Raw genomic sequence first — 15,303 nt, 5'->3', positions numbered from 1 at the left:
GCCAGTCTATTTGCGGTGTTCATGCGGAGGTGGTCATGGGTCGGTCCGGGGCGCGTTCGTCGGGTCGTTCAGCGAGCGGATGCCGCGGGCAGGCCGCGCTCGCGGATGACGCGCTGGTAGGCCAGCCCGCTGTCCTTGATCGTGCGCTCCTGGGTGTCGTAGTCGACGCGGACGAGGCCGAAGCGCTTGTCGTAGCCCCACGCCCACTCGAAGTTGTCGAGGATCGACCAGTAGAAGTAGCCGTGCACGGGCGTGCCCTCCTCGATCGCGTCGAGGATGGCGTCGAGGTGGCCGAGGAGGAACCCGGTGCGCTCCACGTCGTGCACCGCGCCATCCGTCGCGACCTCGTCGTCGTACGCGGCACCGTTCTCGGTGACGTACAGCCGCACGCCGGCGGGTCCGGAGTACTCGCGATGCACGCGCCCGAGGAGTTCGCGCAGCCCGTCGGGCTGGACCTCCCAGCCCATGCCGGTGCGCGGCAGGCCCTGCGGGTGGAAGTGCACGCCGTCGGCCGCGGGGAACGGCGACCGGGTCGGCCGGTCGGTCGGCGCCTGCCCCTCGAGCGGCTCGGCCGCCGGCTCGTCGCTCACGGACTCGCCGTGGTAGTAGTTCACCCCGAGCGCGTCGATCGGCGCCGAGATGATCTCGAGGTCGCCCGGCTGGATCGCGTCGCGCAGGCCGAGGTGGCCGACGTCCGCGAGCAGGTCGCCGGCGTAGTGGCCGCGGAAGATCGGGTCGAGGAAGACCCGGTTGAACTGGCCGTCGATGCGGCGGGCGGCGTCGACGTCGCCGGGCCGCGACGGGTCGACGGGCTTCGCGACCGTGAGGTTCAGCGTGATGCCGAGCTCGAGCGACTCATCGCGCTCGCGGAGCGCCTGCACCGCGAGGCCGTGGCCGAGCAGGAGATGGTGCGCGGCGCGGAGTCCGGCTTCGACGTCCTGGCGCCCGGGCGCGTGCGCGCCGGCCGTGTAGCTGAGGAACGACGAGCACCACGGTTCGTTGAGCGTCGTCCACACCTTCACGCGGTCGCCGAGCGCGTCGTGCATCGTGAGCGCGTAGTCGCGGAACCGGAAGGCGGTGTCGCGGTTCGCCCAGCCGCCCTGCTCCTCGAGGGCCTGCGGGAGGTCCCAGTGGTAGAGCGTGAGCCAGGGCAGGATGTCGGCGTCGAGCAGCTCGTCGACGAGGCGGGAGTAGAAGTCGACGCCCGTCGCGTTGGCCGGGCCGCCGTCGGGGTGCACGCGCGCCCACGACGTCGAGAACCGGTAGGTGTCGAGCCCGAGCTCGCGCATGAGGGCGACGTCGTCGCGGTAGCGGTGGTAGTGGTCGCACGCGACATCCCCGTTGTCGGCGTTGACGACCGCGCCGGGCACGCGGCTGAAGGCGTCCCAGATCGAATCGGTGCGGCCGTCCTCGTGGGCGGCGCCCTCGATCTGGTACGCGGCGGCGGCGGCGCCGAGGAGGAAGCCCTCGGGGAAGCGGCGGACGAGTGCCGGTGCGGCGGCTGCCGCGGCATCCGTCGTCGCGGTGGTGGTGGGCTGGATGGTGGTCATCCCTTGACGGCTCCTTGCATGATTCCTGAGACGAGCTGCTTGCCGGCGACGACGAACAGCAGGAGGAGTGGAATGGTCGACAGCAGCACGCCCGCCAGCACGATCGAGTAGTCCACGAAGTGGTTGGACTGCAGGAGCGAGAGCGCCACGGGCAGGGTCGGGTCGCTGCGGTCGAGCACGATGAACGGCCAGAAGAAGTTGTTCCAGGCCGTGACGAACGTGAAGAGGCCGAGCATCGCGGCGGCCGGGCGGGCGGCGACGACGCCGATGGTCCAGAACGTGCGGATCATCGACGCGCCGTCGACGCGAGCAGCCTCGATGAGCTCGTCGGGCACCGCCTGGCGGAGGTACTGGGTCATCCAGAACACGCCGAACGCGCTCGTGATGGCCGGGATGATGATCGCCCCGATCTGCCCCGTCCAGCCGAGGTCGGCGAAGAGGATGTAGAGCGGGACGACGCCGAGCTGCATCGGCACGGCCATCGTCGCGACGACGAACACGAGCAGCGGCTTCGAGCCCGGGAAGCGCAGCTTCGCGAACGCCCAGCCCGCGAGCGTCGAGGTGAACACGACGGCGGCCGCGATGAGCGCCGAGCTGTAGATCGAGTTCCACAGCGCCGGCCAGAAGTTCACGGCCGGGTCGCTCACCACCGTCTGCGCGTTCGCGAGGAAGTTGCCGCCCGGCAGCCACGAGAAGTCCGGGTCGTTGATGGTCGTCGAGTCGCCCGATCCGATGAGGAACGACCAGTAGAACGGGAACAGCGAGCCGACGAACACCACGCCCAGGCCGGCGTAGACCCAGAAGCCCGCCCGGCGGCCCTTGATGCGGGTCGTCCGGTTGCGCTTGCGCTGCGGCGTCTCGGGGATGCTGGACTCGACGATGGACAGTGCGGCGGGGGAGTTCAGGGAGCTCATGCGCGCACTCCCTTCTGCTTCTTGCCGGCCTTCGGGACGCGCGTGCCCTCGTCGCGGACGAGGGTCCGGGTCACCGCGAGGTTGATCAGGCCGATGACGAGGATGATGAGGAAGAGGATCCACGCGAGCGCGGCGGCGCGGCCGAAGTTCCACTCGCCCCAGCCGATGTTGTAGAGGAACAGCGTGATCGTCAGCCACTGCTGGGCGGGACCGCCCTCGCCGGTGTTGTCGAACATGCGGGGCTCGTCGAAGATCTGCAGGCCGCCGATCGTCGAGGTGATGATCACGAAGATGAGGGTCGCCTTGAGCGACGGCAGCGTGATGCTCGTGAACTGGCGGAAGGCGCCGGCGCCGTCGACGGTGGCGGCCTCGTAGTAGTCGCGCGGGATCGCCTGCATCGCGGCGAGGAGGATCAGCGTGTTGTAGCCCGTCCACCGGAAGTTGACCATCGTCGCGATGGCGACGTGGCTCCAGAACGGGTCCTTGTGCCAGGGGACGGCGGGCAGCCCGAGGTCGGTGAGGACGCCGTTGACCAGGCCGTGGTTGTCGCCGAACATGTTGCTGAAGATCAGGGCGACCGCGACGGGGGCCATGACGAAGGGCACGAGCACGCTCATGCGCCAGAACGTCTTGGCGCGAATGTTGCGGTCCAGCATCGCCGCGATGAAGATCGCGACGATCAGCTGCGGCACGCTCGAGAGCAGGAAGATGCTGAACGTGTTGCGCAGCGCCGTCCAGAACTGCGGGTTCTGGAGGATCCAGACGTACTGGTCGAACCCGATGAACTCGCCGGAGTTGCGGACCAGGTCCCAGTCCATGAGCGAGATGACCGCCGTGTAGCCGATCGGGAACAGGCCCACGATCGCGAACATGATGAAGAACGGCGAGATGTAGAGGTACGGCGAGAGCTTCAGGTCCCACCGGCTGAGGTTCTGGCGGAATCCGAGCACCCGGACCGGGCGGGCTGCGGGCTCGGCCGGGGCGGTCTCGGGCGCCGACACCGTCGGGCGCGTCTGCGTCGAGGTCACGATGGCTCCGTATCAGGTGATGGATGCGTCGGGGTGAGGGGTGCGGGCCGGCCGATGCCGGCCCGCACCCCGTGTCCGGCCTAGAAGGCCTCGACCTCGGCGACCCAGGTGTTCCAGGACGACGACGCGTCCTCGGACCCGTCGAACACGCGGTTGACCGCGTTCTGGAGCGCGTCGTGGTACTTGAAGTAGTCGGCGTCCTTGTACGGGGCGACCGTCACGGCCTCGGCGCGGCTGGAGAGGATCTCACCGGTGGGCGCGTCGTTGAAGTACTCGTTGGTGGCGCTCGCGAGCTCCTCGCCCTCGAGGGCGTCGACCTGGCTCGGGAACGTGCCGGCGTTGGCGAACGCCTTCATCTGCGTCTCGGGGCTGGTCAGCCAGTCCGCGAGCTCGAGCGCCGCCTCGACGTTCTCGCCGTCGGCCGGGACGGTCAGGTATGAGCCGCCCCAGTTGCCGCCGCCGTTCGGGAAGACGTCGGCGACGTCCCAGCCGTCGACGTCCGCCGCGGATCCGGAGATGACGCCGAGCATCCAGCCCGGGCAGAGCATCGTCGCGAACTCGCCGTTCGCCATCGAGGCGAACCAGTCGTCCGACCACTGGCCGGAGTACGCCGAGTTCGGGATGGCGCGCTCGGTCACGAGCTCGTAGGCGTCGGCGATCTCGGGGTTCTCGGTGGCGATCACCGCGCCGTCGGGCTCGGTGTACGTGTACTCGATCTGGTTCACGATGCCCTGGAGCACCGAGTTGGCCGAGTCGATCATGGGCTTGCCGGTGGCCTCGCGGTAGTCGTCGGCGACGTCGAGGAAGTTCTCCCAGTCGCCGTCGAAGAGGTCCGCGACCGACTCGCGGTCGCTCGGCAGGCCGGCGGCCTCGAACAGGTCTGCGCGGTAGCAGATGCCCTGCGGGCCGATGTCGGTGCCGAAGCCGATCAGGCGGCCGTCCGCATCGGTCGCGGCGGCTTCCTTCCACTCGAGCCAGCGGCCCTGGACGCTGTCGGGCGCCTCGGCGAGCAGGTCGGAGTACTGCATGGCCTCGGCGAACCAGTCGATCTCGACCGCCTCGATGTCGGCCAGGCCGCCCTTGCCGAGCTTCTGGAAGTAGTTGGCGCGGGCGTCGCCCGACTCGGCGGCGACGTTGTGGACGATCGTCACGTTCGGGTGCTCGTCCATGTACTCCTGGAGGAGCTCGTCCGTGTAGCCGAAGTTGTTGAACGTGGCGACGGTCAGCTCGATCGGGCCGCCGTCGTCGGCGGCGGTGTCGTCGCCCGCGGCGCAGCCGGTGGCGATGAGTGCGAACGATGCGGCGCCTGCGAGGGCGGCGATCGCCTTGGTGCGTCGTGAAAGCATCACGGTCACTCCCTTGTGTGCGTGGAATCGGATTGCGGGCGCGTCGCTCGAGCGCGATCGATCTCCGGTGAGAGCGCTCTCACGATGCGGTTCACGAGACTAGGCAGTCATCCCGGTTCCTGTCAAGAGAGCGCTCTCACATTCGCGTGATCGTGACCTCGGCGTGACCGCCCGCGCCATCCGCCCGCTCGCACCGACGGCACCGGTGACGCACCGCTCGCACGCAGGTCGCTCCCGGCTTCCTCAGAGGCGTCGCGGTTAGCGTGAACGCGTGCCCCGTACCCGAACCTCCCGTCGCCGCGCCGTGGCGACCCTGCTCGGCGTGGCCGCGTTCGGCGGCCTGTGCCTGACGGGCTGTGCGGGCATCCCCCCGCTCCCGCCGCAGGTCGCGTCCGCGGATTCGGCGTCGCCGACGCGCAGCGGCGGCATCGATCCCGACGACGGCGAGACGCCCGACGATGAGCCGGGGTCCGAGGTCGCCGACTCGGGCGAGGACGCCGGACTCGTCGCCGACGAGACGACCGATCCCGCCGTGCTGGCGCAACTCGACTACGCCCTCGCATACTGGTCGGACTACAACGTCGAGGAGTGGGGCGTGCTGGAAGGCAACGATTGCGTCAACTTCGCCAGTCAGGCGCTGGTCGCGCGCGGATGGGCGCAGACCGACGAGTGGAACCACGGCGGCGACCCGTACGCGTCGACCGCCTCGTGGCGCAGCTCGACCGCGATGCACGAGTGGCTCAGCGAGCACCCCGAACTCGCGACCCCGCTCGACGACGGCGACCGAGCGAAGGTGCAGCTCGGCGACATCGTCCAGTTCGACTGGGACCGCTCCGGCGACCGCGACCACACGGGCATCGTGACGCGCATCGAGCGCGGTGACGGCGAGGTGCGCATCTCCTTCGCCGGCCACACGAAGGACAGTGCCTACCGCGACGTCGACGTCGCGATCACCGAGGAGCACCCGGGCGCCGAGGTGTACTACTGGAGCCTCGCCGGGTGATGTCGTCCGGATCCGGCGCGTCCCCGCGCGTCCGCCGCAACCGCCTGATCGCCGCCCTCATCGGCATGGCCCTCGTCGCGGCCGTCGCCGTCTGGGCGATCGTGGCGTTCACGCCCTCGGCCGACTCCGCGGCCCCGTCGCCGTCGCCCTCGCAGACCCCCACCCCGACGCCGCGGCCCGCTCCGACGGCCACGTCGACCCCGACGCCCGTCGAGACGTTCGACAAGGCGGCGCACTCGATCGACGATCCCGACAGCATCTGGGTCGTCGTCGACAAGCTCCGTCCGCTGAACCCCGCGGACTACGAGCCGTCCGACCTCGTCGTCGTCCCCGTGCCGCACACGTGGGAGCCGCTCATGCGCGCCGAGGCGGCCGACGCGGTCGTGAAGATGTTCCAGGCCGCATCCGCCGAGGCCGGGCTCTCGCTCGCGTCGAACAGCGCGTACCGGTCGTACGCGGCGCAGGAGCGGATCTACGACAACGACGACGAGCTCACCGCTCGCCCCGGGTTCAGCGAGCACCAGACGGGGCTCACGATCGACATCGGCCCGGAGTCGGGGAACTGCTCGCTCGCCGTCTGCTTCGCCGACACCCCCGAGGGCCAGTGGCTCCGCGACAACGCGCACCGCTTCGGCTTCCTGCTGCGCTACCCGGCCGACAAGGCACAGGTCACCGGCTACCAGTTCGAGCCGTGGCACTTCCGCTACATCGGCACCGTCCTCTCGAACGAGATGCACGAGAAGGGCATCACCACGCTCGAGGAGTTCTTCGGCCTCCCGGCAGCGCCGAACTATGCCTGAGCGGACGGCGGATGCCTCGGGGCCGGGCGCGACCGGCTCGGCATCGTCCGGCGCAGCCGAGCGGATGCCGCGGCGCGAGCCCGCACGCGCCCGCCAGGGCCTGCAGCTCGGCCTCCTGATCGTCAACCAGCTCCTCGCGGGCATCGGCGTCGCGACCGGCATGACGCTCGCGGCGATCCTCGTCGCGGACCTGACGGGCGTGACGGCGCTGGGCGGCCTCTCGCAGTCGGCCAGCGTCCTGGGCGCGGCGATCGCGGCGATCCCGCTCGCTCGGCTCGCGGTCCACTCCGGCCGGCACGTCGCACTCGCGACGGGCTACGCGTCGTCCGCGGTCGGCGCGGTGCTCATCGTCGTGGCGGCGTCGACCGGCCTCGTGCTCGTCGTCTTCCTCGGCCTGGCCGCCTTCGGAGCGGGCGCCGCCGCCGGACTGCAGGCGCGGTTCGCCGCGACCGAGGTCGCCTCGCCCGGCTTCGAGGCCCGCTCGATGTCGCTCGTGCTCTGGGCGACCACGATCGGGTCGGTCGCCGGGCCGCTGCTCTCGTCCACGGGCGACCAGCTCGGCCGGGCGATCGGACTGCCCGCGCTCGTCGGGCCGTTCGTGCTCTCGGGCGCGGTCTTCGCGATCGCCACCTTCATCGCGGCCGCCGTGCTCCGGCTGCCGAGGGCGGGTCGGCTCGTCGCCGACGCGTCGGGATCCGGCTCGAGCGAGCGAGTCGGGTCGTGGCCCGCCTTCCGGGCCGCCTTCCGCGACGCGCGCGGCCGCCTCGCGATCCTCGCGATCGTCTGCGCGCACACGGTCATGGTCGGCGTGATGGTGATGACCCCCGTGCACATGACCGGTCACGGGGTGCCGATCGGCATGGTCGGCGTGGTCATCAGCATCCACATCCTCGGCATGTACGCCGCGAGCCCGCTGATGGGCTGGCTCGTCGACCGCGTCGGCGCGCCGCGAGTGATCGCGCTCGGCGGCGCGATCCTCCTCGTCTCGACGCTCATCGGCGTCTTCGCGCCCGGCGACTCGATGGTGCTCATCCCGGTCGCGCTCGGACTGCTCGGGCTCGGCTGGTCGGCGGCGCTGATCGGCGGCTCGACCCTGCTGACGACGACGGTCGATCCCGCGTCGCGCGTCGCGCTGCAGGGGGCGACGGATGCCGCGATGAACGTCGCGGCGGCCGCGTCGGCCGCACTCTCGGGCGTCGTCCTCGGCCTCGCGGGCTTCGCGGGCGTGAGCGTCGTCGCGATCGTCGTGCTCGTGCCGCTGGTGCTCGCGGGCGTCGCGCTCGCGCGTCGGGCGCGTCGCGAACGCGCCGCCTGACCCGGCCGCACGCCCGGTGGTCCGGGCCGGCTCGAGCGCCGGGACTCGATGATCGCGCTCTCACGGTCCTCCCAGTGCGCGCGAGGGAACCTCACAAGATCGCATGATGGGCTGTGGTGTCCCCCCAAATGCCGACACGGAACACCCCCACGCCTCGTGCCCAGAAACTTCCTCCTGCCTGCCCACCGTCGTTCGACCTACCGCGCCCCCCACCCGGATGCCGCGCGCGACTTCGACCTGACGCAGCCCCCCGGCGACACCGAGCCCGGCGACCGGCGCGGAGCGGCGCTCGCCGCCATCCGCGCCGAGCTCGACCTGCCCGAGCCCGCGGCAGCGGAGGCGGTCCCGGCCGAGGCGACCCGCCCCGAGTCGGCCCGGTCGACGTTCACGCCGGCCGCGACCACCCACCCGACCCCGCTCGACTCGGCCGTGCCCGATCCGGCCGAGCCGACGGTCCCGGTCGTCGAGACCGGCGACGCCCCCGTCGTCGCGACCCCTGCCGTGGATGCCCCCGTCCTCGGTTCCCCCGCCGAGGACCGGGTCGCTGCGACCCCCGACGCGACCCCCGTCGACTCGACCGTGCCCGATCCGGCCGAGCCGACCGCCCCGACCGCGAGCAGCGCGGACGCCGACGCCCGCACCGGCGCCGTCCGCAGCCTCGGGGAGGGCTTCCGCTTCCCGCGCCACCGCGCCGACCGGCGCGGCAACCGTCGCCCGTCGAGCGGGTCGCGCCGCCCGCTCCTCGTGGCGTGCGCGGCGTTCCTCCTCGGCAGCGCCGTCGGCGGCGGCGTGCTCGTGAACGGCATGGACGACCCGGCCGTGGCCGACGCGTCGGCGCGGGATGCCGCGGTCGACGCGCTCGCGGCATCCGCCGGCGAGGACGACGTCGTGATCCCGCCGGTCACGACGGACGACCGTCCGGTCGTGACGACCGAGCTCTCCGCGACCGAGGCGCCGTTCACGGGCGGTACGACGGTGACCGTCGAGGGCCGCAACCTCGACCGGGTCGCCGAGGTCACCGTGGCCGGCACCCCGGCGGAGATCGTCGAGTCCGACGCCGTCACGATCACGTTCGCCGTGCCGGCGGTCGACGACGCCGTGCGCGGCGACGCCGAGGTGGTCCTCGCGGACGCCGACGGGTCGACGGTCGACGTCGAGGTGCCCGTGGCATCCGCCCCCGCCTCGGTCACGACCTCGGTCCAGGGCATCGTCGAGGCCTCCGCGCCGCTCGAGGCCGACGAGGTCGACCGCGAGCCGCTCTCGCTCACCTACACCGACGACCCCGACATCGAGGCGCAGGTGTCGTACGTGCTCGCGCATTGGTCGAGCTACAACACGGCCGAGTACGCCGTGCTGAGCGGCGTGGACTGCGCGAACTTCGCCAGCCAGTCGCTCATCGCGCGCGGCTGGAAGATGGACGCGGCCTGGAACTACGACCGCGGCACCGGTCGGATGACGAGCGCGTGGTCGAGCTCGACCGCGCTCCGCGACTACCTGCGCACGCGCACCGACGTCGCGACGGAGCTCTCCGACGCCGAGCGCCGTCAGGTCAAGGTCGGCGACATCGCCCAGTTCGACTGGGACGGCTCGGGCGACCGCGACCACACCGCCGTCGTCACGCGCGTCGAGCGCAGCGACCAGGGCACGAAGGTCTGGGTCGGCGGGCACACCAAGGACGCCGACTACTGGGACGTCGACGTCGCACTCGCGACCGGCGGCGGCTCGGTCTCGTACTTCTCGCTGCGCTGAGCGACGGCGGTACGGCCGCGCGCGACGTGCGACATGCGACGCACGGCGGCGGGGCGCCGCCCCGCATCAGTCCGTGAGCGCGGCGGCGACGCGATCGAACCATCGCTCGGAGTCCGCCGCCGCGCCCGGCCGCAGCCGATCCGCCGCTGCCCGGGTCGCCCCGCGGCGATCCCACACCCGCCCGAGCGCCTCGGCCCCCGCATCGGAGGCGGCCTCGGCGAGCGGGATGACGCCGTCCTGCTCCCACCATCCGGTCGCGCCCCGGAGCTTCACCTCGGTGTAGTCGTCGGCCGAGAGCGCTGCGACCGGGACCCCCGCCGACGCGGCGAACACGGCCGGATGGTAGCGGCTCGTGACGAGCATGGCCGCCCCGCGTGCCAGGCGCGCGGCCGAGCGCGGGTCGCCGGGTTGGAGCAGTTCGGCCGGCGCGCGCATGGCGTCGCGGACCTCTGCGTGCAGCACCTCGTCGCCGGCCTCGACCGACGGGTCGAGCGAGCCGAAGTGCGGGTGGAAGCGCACGCGAGCCTCGGCGCGCTCCGCGAGGCGGTCGAGCGCCGCAGCGAGGCCGCGCACCGTCCCGCCGCGGGGCAGGCCGCCGAGGTGGAGCGAGAGGCTCACGAGCAGGAACGGCTCGCCGGGATCCGGGTGGGGTCCGTCGGAGGCGAGGAAGCTCGCATCGTCGCGGTTGGCGGCGAGCCGCTCGGTCGGCGCACCGAGCTCCCGCGCGAGCCGCAGTGAGGCCGATTCGCGCAGCCCGACCAACCGCGCGGAGGCGAGCAGCGCTGCGACGAGGTCCCGCTCGGGCGCATCCAGCCACGGCCCGAGGGTCTGGCCGGAGACGACGAGCGGCCGGCCGAGCGACTCGGCCGCCGCGGCGAGGGCCGCACGCTCGAACACGTGCGCCGGCCAGTTCGAGGCGAGGTTGCCGCCGCCCGCGACGACGACGGCGTCGGCGTCGGCGACGGCGTCGATCACGCGCCGCGCGGAGTCGTCGCTCGCGAGGGCCGGGGCGCCCGCGGCCCCGGCGGCGGCCGATCGCACCGACTCGAGCCGTTGACGCATCTGCGACCGCGTTCCGGCGAAGCCCATCCGCTCGATGGCGGCGACGCCGTACCGGGCGGCCGTGTCCTCCGGATCGGCGGAGATCGCGGTCACCTCGCCGACGCCCCGATCGCGGAGCTCGTCGACGATGGCGTCGAACATCGCCTCGTCGCCGATGTGCATCATGCCGTTTACCACGCCGACGTCGCCGATCGCCACGATCCGCATCGCTGGCTCCTTCCCAGTGGACTGTCAACCGGGTGACAGGAACGTCCATCGTGTCGAAGTATCATCCAGATCGCGTGCGCCGTCGACGCCGGCATCCGCCCGTCGGCCGCCGCGGGCAAGGGGGAGCGCCATGGGGGTCCGGACCGCACTCGACGCCGTGCTGACGGCGCCCTCGATCGTCGATGCGATGCGCGCGGCGGACGACCTCGCGTTCGAGGCGGGGCGCGACCCCGGCGCACGGACCATCCGGCTCCTCGCCGGGGTGCTGCGCGGGCACGACGAGCTCGCGGCGATCGCCGCCACCCACGCGCTCGCCGGGATGCTCGACGACGCGGCGTCGCGCGTGCTGGTCGGCCTGCTCGACGACGACCGCGAGTTCGAGCGGGAGCACGCCGCCTGGGCGCTGGGGTCCGGGCTGCCGCGGTACGACGCCGTCGGCGGCCTGCTCCGCATGGTCGTCGGCGGCGGGTTCGCGGGCATGCTCGCGCAGCGCACCCTCGAGCAGTGGTCGGGGTTCGCGCCGACGGCGCTCGTGGCCGGCATCGAGGGCGCGCTGCTCGGCATCGCCGAACCCGAGGCGCGAGCGCGGCTGGTCGAGACGCTCGGACTGGTCCGCGACCCGCTCGCGACGGGTCCGCTGCTCCGGCTCGCCTCGGATGCGGACGAGCCGCAACCCGTACGGATCGCCGCGGTCGCGGCGCTCGGCCAGCGTCCCGACCCGAGCGCCGTCGTGCCGATGCTCGAGTCGGCCGCCCAGGGCGACGGGTTCCTCGGCGCGGTCGCGCGTCTCGCGCTCGTCGACCTGGCCGCGGCCGGCCCGACCACCCGGGGCCACGGCCACGGGCACGAGCTCGGGCGCGGGCTGACCGTGGCCCAGCTGTTCCTCCACGCCGACCTCGACCCCGGGCTGCGATCGGCCGGCGCAGGCGACAACGGCGGCATCGCGACCCTGCTCGTCCGGCTCGGCGACGCGCTCGTCGCCGACCCCGGGACCGGGGTGAACCGGGTCGTGACGCTCTCGCGAGGCTCGGCGGCCGACGCGCTCGACGACCTCGTCTCCGTCGAGGCATCCGAGCGCGGGCACGTCTACGGGCGCATCCCGCTCCTCCACGAGCCCGTGTCGTCCGCCGGCGCCTGGCCACTGCGCGTGGCGGCCCGTCGCGGCATCCGTCGTGTCCTGCGCGCCGCCGGAGGCGCGGACGTGCTGCACCTGCGGATGGCGGACGTCGGCAGCCTCGCCGCGGCCGACGTCGCCCGCGAGCTCGGAACGCCGGTGGTGTTCACGCTCGCGCCCGACCCCCATGCGGTCATCGACTCGCTCGATCGCTCCGGTCGCCTCGCGAGAGGGGACTTCGGCCGGGTCGACCTCGCCGAGCACTTCTGGTTCCGGGCGCGACTCGTCAACCGGCTCGCGGCGGACGCCGCGCACACCGTGCTGTTCCCCAGGCCTCGGCTCGAGGACGACCTGCGGCGCCTCGTCGGCGTCGACCTCGCGACGGACTCCGAGCGCCGGACGATCGTCCCGGAGGGCGTCGACGCCGCGGCCGTCGACCGCGCGCTCGCGGAGGTCGGGACGCCCCGCACCGGCGCGGACGCATCGCCCGCGCTCGCCGAGCTGCGCCGGCTCGTCGAGGGCCTCGACCCCGATCGCCGCGGCCGCCCCCTCGTCGTGAGCGTCGGCCGACTCCATCGCGTGAAGGGGATGGCCGCGCTCGTCGAGGCCTGGGCGGCGTCGCCGGTCGCGTCTCGCGCGAACCTGCTCCTCGTCGGCGGCGACCTCGCCTCGCCGTCGGCCGATGAACGGGCGGAGCTGGATCGGATCGACGCGATCGTTCCGCCCGCCGAACGCGCCCGCCGAGGGCTCCTGCTGCCGGGCCATCGGCCGAACGACGTCGTGGCCCGCTGGCTGGCCGCGGCGCGCCTCGGCCTGCCGGGGAGCGTCGCGCCGCGCGGGGTCTACGCGTGCGGGAGCCTCAAGGAGGAGTTCGGCATCGCACTGCTGGAGGCGATGGCGGCGGGCCTGTTCGTGGTCGCGCCGAACGGCGGTGGCCCGGCGACCTACATCGACGACGGCGTGACCGGCATCCTGACCGCCACGTCCGACGGTGCGCGGCTGTCCGCGGCGCTCGGGCGGGCGGTCGCCGTCGCGCAGGCCGAGACCGACGACCAACGGGCCGAGCGGTCGCGCGCGATGGTGCGCGATCGCTTCACGGTCCAGCGGATGGCGCGGGTGCTCGCCGAGGTGTATCGAACCGTCGTCCGCGACGAGGCCACCCTGCTGGAATCCGCGGAACGATCGCGATGACGCTCCTCGTGATCAGCCCGGACTACGCGTCCCACCTGCTTCCGCTCGCGACCCTCGCGACGGCGTGGCGCGATCGGGGCGAGCGCGTCGTGGTGGCGACCGGTCCCGCCACCGCGGGAATCGTGGAGGCGTTCGGGTTCGAGCGCCGCGACCTGCGGCTCGGCCGCGGCTCCAACCCCGGGGTCATCGCCGCGGGGGAGCAGCCGCCCGACGAGGGCGCGTCGTTGCGGGGGTTCTTCCGCGCGACGGAGGAGGGCGCGCTCGCGACCCTCCGGTACCAGGCGGAGGAGCGGCTGACTGACCTCATGTGGGACCCGGTCGGGCGGGCGCGCGCCACCCGGCGCATCGTGGACGACCTGGTGCCGGACCACGTCATCGTCGACCACCTGGCGTTCAGCGCGCGCCTCGGGCTGCTGGGCGCCGGGACGTCGCACGGCGACGTCGTGCTCGGACACCCGACGGCGCTGCCGGTGGGCGACGAGCTCTACGGCGTGCCGCCCGCGTGGCCGTCCGCGTTCGACCCCGACCCGAGCGGCCTGGAGGACCTCCGCCGCCTGTGCCGGCGGGTCTCGGAGCGGTTCACCGAGGAATGGAACCGCGCGGCGACCGAGCTCGACCCCGGCCATCGGCCCGTCGAGGACGCCTTCGCCGAGCACGGCCCCCTCGTGCTCTACAACTACCCGACCGAGCTGGTCGACGACGCCCGACGCCGACTCCTGCCGACCCATCGGTTCCTCGGATCGGCGCGCCGTTCGGAGGCCGAGGACGCCGACGTCGAGGCGTGGCTCGCGCAGGGCCGGCCGTTCGCCTACGTGAGCTTCGGCAGCTTCCTGTCGGTCCGCGGCGACGTCCTCGCGCGCGTCGCGGAGGCGCTCCGCCTGGTCGGGGTGCGCGCGGCCGTCGCGACCGGTTCGACCGATGCCGCCGAGTTGGGCGCCGTCCCGTCGGATTGGCTCGTCCGCCCGTACCTGCCGCAGGTGCGGCTCCTCGCCGCAGCCTCGGCGGCGGTGACGCACGGCGGGAACAACTCCGTCACCGAGGCGATCGGCGCGGGCGTCCCGCTCGTCGTGCTCCCGTTCTCGACCGACCAGTTCGCCGGCGCGGCCGCCGTGGAGGCCGCCGGCTTCGGCGTCGCCCTCGACCCGAACGCGGCGACGGCGCGGGACCTCGCCGACGCGATCCGTCGCGTGCTCGACCTGCCGGTTTCGGACCGAGCGCGACTGGATGCGACGGCGGCGGCTCAGGCCGCGAGACCCGGCCCGGAGGTCGCGTTCGAGGCCCTCTCGGCCTGACCCTCCGCGACGAGCGCCGCCATCGCGTCGACGTCGCCGGCGGCCGCGCGGTAGCGCTCCATCAGCGCGGCGTTCCGGTCGTACTGCTCGCCGGCGCGGACCTCGGGCTCGTGCGAGAGCGCGTGCACGGCCCCCTCGTGCCGATTCGGCGGTGCGCCGAGGAGGGTCTCGTGCGCGAGCCGCCACGCGGAGTCCTCGTAGCCCCACCCGCGGAACCGCTCGTCCTGGCCGCCGTGCGCCGCCCAGGTCCGCGCCGTGGTGACGTACACCCCGGAGCAGGCGCCGTGGACGAGGACGTGCGCGCAGTCGCCGAGCCCGACGCCGGCCTCGAGGTCGGCCGTCCCCTCGGGGCCCAGCCAGCGGTACGTCGTGTACGGCAGGTGCACCCGACCGCTCACCGCGGCCGCGGCGACCGCCACGCGGAGCGGACCGGGATCGGGCAGCGTGTCGGCGTCGTTGATCACGACGACGTCGTCGGGGTCGGCGAGGCGAGCGACGGCGAGGTTCCGCGTGCGCGCGAGCACGAACACGTCGTCGTCGCTGTCGATCGTCTCGATGCGGAACTCGGGGAGTTCGGTGCGGTACCAGGCGAGGACGCGCTCGAAGGCGGCCAGCCGGGACGGCGCCGGCCGCCACGGGATCACGACGAGGTTGGTCACGACGCCATGGTAGGCACACGGGTCACCCCGCGCTCAGGCTTGACAGCGGGTGCGCAGTCTGCCCTGCCCCGCT

The 15,303-nt window shown here is 73.1% G+C and carries 12 protein-coding genes; 6 read left to right on the top strand and 6 right to left on the bottom strand.

What is annotated here, in order from left to right; all coding sequences use genetic code 11:
- Positions 1-68: 68 nt before the first annotated feature.
- The 4 genes from GLX25_RS00490 to GLX25_RS00475 all read right to left on the bottom strand — a co-directional run bounded on the left by GLX25_RS00490 (position 69) and on the right by GLX25_RS00475 (position 4,838).
- Positions 69-1,550 (bottom strand): GH1 family beta-glucosidase, encoded by a 1,482-nt coding sequence (locus GLX25_RS00490; protein ID WP_155840266.1) that lies wholly within the window; start codon positions 1,548-1,550, stop codon positions 69-71.
- Positions 1,547-2,464 (bottom strand): carbohydrate ABC transporter permease, encoded by a 918-nt coding sequence (locus GLX25_RS00485; RefSeq protein ID WP_155840265.1) that lies wholly within the window; start codon positions 2,462-2,464, stop codon positions 1,547-1,549. Before GLX25_RS00485 ends, GLX25_RS00490 begins: the two co-directional genes overlap by 4 nt.
- The gene (locus GLX25_RS00480) at positions 2,461-3,495 is read right to left on the bottom strand and encodes a carbohydrate ABC transporter permease (protein WP_420837633.1); all 1,035 of its coding nucleotides are present in this window, start codon (positions 3,493-3,495) and stop codon (positions 2,461-2,463) included. Before GLX25_RS00480 ends, GLX25_RS00485 begins: the two co-directional genes overlap by 4 nt.
- Positions 3,496-3,572: 77 nt before the next feature.
- Complete coding sequence (locus tag GLX25_RS00475; RefSeq protein ID WP_155840550.1) at positions 3,573-4,838, bottom strand: ABC transporter substrate-binding protein; 1,266 nt, start codon at positions 4,836-4,838, stop codon at positions 3,573-3,575.
- 271 nt (positions 4,839-5,109) lie between these two features.
- On the opposite strand from GLX25_RS00475, the gene GLX25_RS19245 reads away from it, so the two are divergent.
- The 4 genes from GLX25_RS19245 (at position 5,110) to GLX25_RS19240 (ending at position 9,705) form a co-directional block, all read left to right on the top strand.
- Entirely contained in the window at positions 5,110-5,841 is a 732-nt protein-coding gene (locus GLX25_RS19245) for an amidase domain-containing protein (RefSeq protein ID WP_155840264.1), read from the top strand.
- Entirely contained in the window at positions 5,841-6,641 is an 801-nt protein-coding gene (locus tag GLX25_RS00465) for a M15 family metallopeptidase (protein WP_155840263.1), read from the top strand. Before GLX25_RS19245 ends, GLX25_RS00465 begins: the two co-directional genes overlap by 1 nt.
- On the top strand, positions 6,634-7,956 hold the full coding sequence (locus tag GLX25_RS00460) for an MFS transporter (protein WP_155840262.1): 1,323 nt from the start codon (positions 6,634-6,636) through the stop codon (positions 7,954-7,956). The genes GLX25_RS00465 and GLX25_RS00460 overlap by 8 nt, the downstream gene beginning before the upstream one ends.
- A gap of 156 nt (positions 7,957-8,112) precedes the next feature.
- On the top strand, positions 8,113-9,705 hold the full coding sequence (locus GLX25_RS19240; protein WP_155840261.1) for an amidase domain-containing protein: 1,593 nt from the start codon (positions 8,113-8,115) through the stop codon (positions 9,703-9,705).
- Positions 9,706-9,771: 66 nt separating this feature from the next.
- Here the strand turns inward: GLX25_RS19240 and GLX25_RS00450 are convergent, their stop codons facing one another.
- Positions 9,772-10,974 carry a polysaccharide pyruvyl transferase family protein gene (locus GLX25_RS00450; RefSeq protein ID WP_155840260.1) on the bottom strand — a complete coding sequence of 401 codons (1,203 nt, stop codon included), beginning with the start codon at positions 10,972-10,974 and terminating at the stop codon, positions 9,772-9,774.
- Positions 10,975-11,104: 130 nt separating this feature from the next.
- Here GLX25_RS00450 and GLX25_RS00445 point away from each other — a divergent pair, with 130 nt between their 5' ends.
- The gene (locus tag GLX25_RS00445) at positions 11,105-13,279 is read left to right on the top strand and encodes a glycosyltransferase (protein WP_155840259.1); all 2,175 of its coding nucleotides are present in this window, start codon (positions 11,105-11,107) and stop codon (positions 13,277-13,279) included.
- Entirely contained in the window at positions 13,276-14,571 is a 1,296-nt protein-coding gene (locus tag GLX25_RS00440) for a nucleotide disphospho-sugar-binding domain-containing protein (protein WP_155840258.1), read from the top strand. The genes GLX25_RS00445 and GLX25_RS00440 overlap by 4 nt, the downstream gene beginning before the upstream one ends.
- Here GLX25_RS00440 and GLX25_RS00435 read toward each other — a convergent pair.
- Entirely contained in the window at positions 14,520-15,230 is a 711-nt protein-coding gene (locus tag GLX25_RS00435) for a hypothetical protein (RefSeq protein WP_155840257.1), read from the bottom strand. The genes GLX25_RS00440 and GLX25_RS00435 overlap by 52 nt on opposite strands.
- Between the last annotated feature and the right edge of the window lie 73 nt (positions 15,231-15,303).

Origin of the sequence: Agromyces luteolus (assembly GCF_009729855.1) — a bacterium.
Classification (GTDB): Bacteria; Actinomycetota; Actinomycetes; order Actinomycetales; family Microbacteriaceae; genus Agromyces; species Agromyces luteolus.
Note: the sequence above shows the minus strand (reverse complement) of the source record. Positions and strands in the feature narration are given on the sequence as shown.

Excerpts from the sequence above, each read along its gene's own strand:
- GLX25_RS00490 (WP_155840266.1), bottom strand. The coding sequence starts at position 1,550 with ATGACCACCATCCAGCCCACCACCACCGCGACGACGGATGCCGCGGCA.
- GLX25_RS00485 (WP_155840265.1), bottom strand. The coding sequence starts at position 2,464 with ATGAGCTCCCTGAACTCCCCCGCCGCACTGTCCATCGTCGAGTCCAGC.
- GLX25_RS00475 (WP_155840550.1), bottom strand. The coding sequence starts at position 4,838 with ATGCTTTCACGACGCACCAAGGCGATCGCCGCCCTCGCAGGCGCCGCA.
- GLX25_RS00465 (WP_155840263.1), top strand. The coding sequence starts at position 5,841 with ATGTCGTCCGGATCCGGCGCGTCCCCGCGCGTCCGCCGCAACCGCCTG.
- GLX25_RS00460 (WP_155840262.1), top strand. The coding sequence starts at position 6,634 with ATGCCTGAGCGGACGGCGGATGCCTCGGGGCCGGGCGCGACCGGCTCG.
- GLX25_RS00450 (WP_155840260.1), bottom strand. The coding sequence starts at position 10,974 with ATGCGGATCGTGGCGATCGGCGACGTCGGCGTGGTAAACGGCATGATG.
- GLX25_RS00445 (WP_155840259.1), top strand. The coding sequence starts at position 11,105 with ATGGGGGTCCGGACCGCACTCGACGCCGTGCTGACGGCGCCCTCGATC.
- GLX25_RS00440 (WP_155840258.1), top strand. The coding sequence starts at position 13,276 with ATGACGCTCCTCGTGATCAGCCCGGACTACGCGTCCCACCTGCTTCCG.